This is a genomic window from Paraburkholderia sp. EG286B, from assembly GCF_040965655.1.
Taxonomy (GTDB): domain Bacteria; phylum Pseudomonadota; class Gammaproteobacteria; order Burkholderiales; family Burkholderiaceae; genus Paraburkholderia.
The window spans coordinates 1-3,417 of record NZ_JBFRCF010000081.1 but is presented as its reverse complement, the minus strand read 5'-3'; the positions used below and the strand labels follow the sequence as shown (position 1 = coordinate 3,417).

Annotated in this window: 3 protein-coding genes; all 3 read right to left on the bottom strand. The window is 63.4% G+C overall.

Annotated elements, in window-relative coordinates:
- Positions 1-102 precede the first annotated feature (102 nt).
- The 3 genes from AB4Y42_RS43585 to istA are packed head-to-tail and all read right to left on the bottom strand — an operon-like array spanning position 103 to position 2,577.
- Complete coding sequence (locus AB4Y42_RS43585) at positions 103-324, bottom strand: hypothetical protein (RefSeq protein ID WP_368697795.1); 222 nt, start codon at positions 322-324, stop codon at positions 103-105.
- Complete coding sequence (gene istB, locus AB4Y42_RS43580) at positions 321-1,085, bottom strand: IS21-like element helper ATPase IstB (RefSeq protein ID WP_368697796.1); 765 nt, start codon at positions 1,083-1,085, stop codon at positions 321-323. Before istB ends, AB4Y42_RS43585 begins: the two co-directional genes overlap by 4 nt.
- Positions 1,072-2,577, bottom strand: a complete 1,506-nt coding sequence (gene istA, locus AB4Y42_RS43575) for an IS21 family transposase (protein ID WP_368697794.1) — start codon at positions 2,575-2,577, stop codon at positions 1,072-1,074. Before istA ends, istB begins: the two co-directional genes overlap by 14 nt.
- Positions 2,578-3,417 lie beyond the last annotated feature (840 nt).

The window sequence follows — 3,417 nt, the reverse complement described above, 5'->3', positions numbered from 1 at the left end:
TGTTGACGGCTGTGTAATTCCGACACTAAACGGCGGCGCAAGGTCGAGTAAATCGCTCAACACCGAATGGGCCGCCGATGTCGGCCACCGGTGAGCGTTGATTCAGAACGGGTCCGCGATATCGTCAACGTCGCCGACGTTCAGAGGCGATCGCTGTTGACGGATCAGGTCGTGCAACTCGACGCCGTAACACATCCAGATGCGAGCCCGCAGATCGCTGAGCAGCTCAAACACAGCGAGCGCTTGCTGGGGCGACCATTCGGCATCGATCAGGAAGTCCAGTCCGCGAGACAGTCCCGATGGCAGGTGCGTGCGCCGGCTCACGGTTTTTTCTCCGGGCGCGCGGCATTACGCCTGCTGGCGCGCTGCTCCGAGCGCTCGCGCGCTTCCTTGACGCGATACGACTCGCCCTCGATGGCAATGACCTCAGCGCGATGCACGAGACGATCGACCAGCGAGACGACGCAGGCCGCGTTCGGGAACACCTCTGACCATGCCTTGAACGGTTTATTGGTCGTAACCACCGTGCTCGCGGCACCATACCTGCGGCTGACGAGCTCGAACAGCAGGTCGGCATGGCGGTTCGAGTACGACAGGTAGCCCACTTCATCAATCACGAGGACTTCGGGGGAAGCATAGCGATGCAGACGGCGGCGCAGCGCCGAGTCGCTGTCGAGCGCAGCCAGTTCGCCGAGCATCTGGCCAGCCGTGGTAAAGAGCGCCGTGTAACCATGGATGAGCGACTGGTACGCAAGGTTCAGCGCGAGTGTCGACTTGCCCACGCCGTTCGGCCCGATCAGCACGACGTTGGACTTCTCCCTGACGAACTCGAGCGCCATCAATTCCTCAAGCGCGACGCGGTCGATGCGTTTGGGCCATTCCCAGTCGAAGTCGGCAAGGGGCTTGAAGTTACCCAGGCGCGCGTCGCGGATGCGCCGCTCGAGCGAACGGCGCGTGCGCTCCTGTTCTTCCCACTGCACCAACGGCTCGACCCAGGACGCCTCGGCAATCTCGCTCCAGTGCGCCAGCAACCCGTACAACCGCAACGCGTTGGCGCGCTCCTGCAACTGCTCAGTCCTGTTCATCATCGGCCTCCCGCGTGAGCTCGTCATAGATGTCGAGCCGGTGTGGTGTTACCAGTTTGTCCTTGTCGCGCACGTGTTCCGGCAGCTTCACGGCGACCGGTGGAGGCGCTCCGCGTTCAACCCGACGCCGCTCCAGCGCCAGACGTACCGGATTCTGGTGAGGCGCGGCGTCGCTCGCGAGGGTTTCCTCGATCGCCGCCTGCAACTCGGTGGCGCCATAGCGGTCGAGCAAACGCAACAGCTGCGCGGTGATGTTCCCCAGGTTGCTGCCGCGCTCGGCCGCACGCAGTATCAGGGTCTGGGCAGCCGGTGCAGCGCGTGTGAGATGGTCCAGGCCGCGATGATGACGGGCCTCGCGTTTTCGCTCCACCAATGCATCGATGTGTGCAGCGATTTCGATCTGCGCGCCGCGATCGTAACTGCGCGCATGCACTGCAACAACATCGGCGCCATCAAGGATGCGCACATGGTGCTGATCGGCACGTACCGTGAGGGTGCGTTGCACATGGGTGTGGGGTACCGAGTAATCGTTCAGGTCGAAGCGTGCATACGGCGTCTTGCCGATTTTCACGGGCAACTGCAGTTCACACGGGTACGGGTTATCTGGCAGCGCAAGCAGACTGGGCCGCTCGCGCTCGAAGGCCTCGCGTACGCTGATCTGCGGTTCTTCGCGGCAGGGACGCTCGGCTGCCATGCCCGCGCACCACTGCGCAGCCTGGGCGTTCAGATCGTCGAGGTCGTTGAACTTGCGGGCCGCGAAGAAGCTCTCCCGCGCATATCTGATCGCTCTTTCGACGCGACCTTTTTCGTTGCCTCGTGCCACGGCTACTGGCCTCGGCTCGAACCGGTAATGGCTCGCAAATGCCAGCAGCGCAGGATTGAAGCGGATCGCATCGCCCTGACGTTCGAGCACGGCGCTGCGCAAGTTGTCGTATTTCAAGACCCTTGGCAGTCCGGACCAAGCTTCGAAGGCGCCCACGTGACCGGCCAGGAAGCTGTCCATACGGGCATCGAGGAAGAAGCGCAGCCAGATCTGGCGCGACCACGCCAGCACCATCACGAAGGCCATCAACGGCCGGCGCGCGCGACCGATCTGCAGATGGCCGAATGAGGCCCAGTCGACCTCACCCACTTCTCCCGGAACTGTGCGCAAACGCAGATAGGCTTCGGGGGTCGGTCGCGGCCGATGAAGCGCGACCATGTGCCTGAAGTGGTGGATGTTGCCCCTGTAGCCACGCTCGGCCACCATCGCGTACAGGCGGCTTGCCGTGAGCGAAGGGAACTTCCTGAGCGTCTCATGGATAAAGGGCAGATAGGGATCTATCCGCGAGGGCCGCTGCGCTGCGCCCAGCCGTGGCAAGCCTGCCTGGGCAAGCACGCGCTGCACGGTGCCGCGATGCACATGCAACTGGCGCGCAATGGTGCCGCAGCGCCACTTCTCGACATGGTAATAGCGCAGGATCTGCGCCTCCAGTTCAGCCTTGATGGTCATGAATCGTTTCCTTTCATATCCGTAGCAGTACGAACTTCATGGAAGACCCGACGACGTAACGGCCCATGACGCACGAATTCGCATGCGCGGCAGCAGAAACGGCAATGTCCGGTCGCCAGCGGCGTAGCAGCAATCGTGGGGATGGCCCCGCTGGCCGACGTCGTCGATGTCGAGGCCAGTAGAGCATCAGCGGCGGGACCAGTGGAACCGTGATGCGTCACCTTATTTCGCTTGTCGCGAAAGCGGCGCATCCTGGCGGCATGTGCAGAACGTCCGCGCCGGCTGCGCTGGTAGCGGCGGCCAGCCTCCCGCTGACTGGCCCGGCGGGAAGCCAGGGAGCAGTCGCGACCGCAGTAGATCTGGCCACGATCGCAACGACGGCAGACGATGACCTGCGCCCGGCAACGGGCGCACACGTACAGGCGGCCCGTGGGCGGCTGCATTGGCGGTTCCTCCAGAACGCCAAAGAGGAGGAGTCGAACAAGGTCGACGGGCCACGTGAGCAATGCGATACTGACGGCTCACACGGCTGTCCGGCCGGCCAACAGGCCTGCCATGTGGATATCCCTTGTGGAGGTGCGGCGCCGGACTGGACTTGGCGGTTGAGGCCGGCGCTGCGCCTGTTGTTCTTCTTCGGCAAACGCCTTTCTACCATGCGGACGGCACGCCCCGATGCAGGGCACGTCTCCAGTCGCCCTACGGGCTCCCTTCACCGTGCCCTGCATCAACAAGCCCCGGTCACGATGCGTTGGTCATTTCCGCGAGTTCTTTTTTGCTCTCGCGTCACGCCGCCTCTATGTGACGCCGCCAGATTTGCGCGGATTTAGACCGCCATCGACA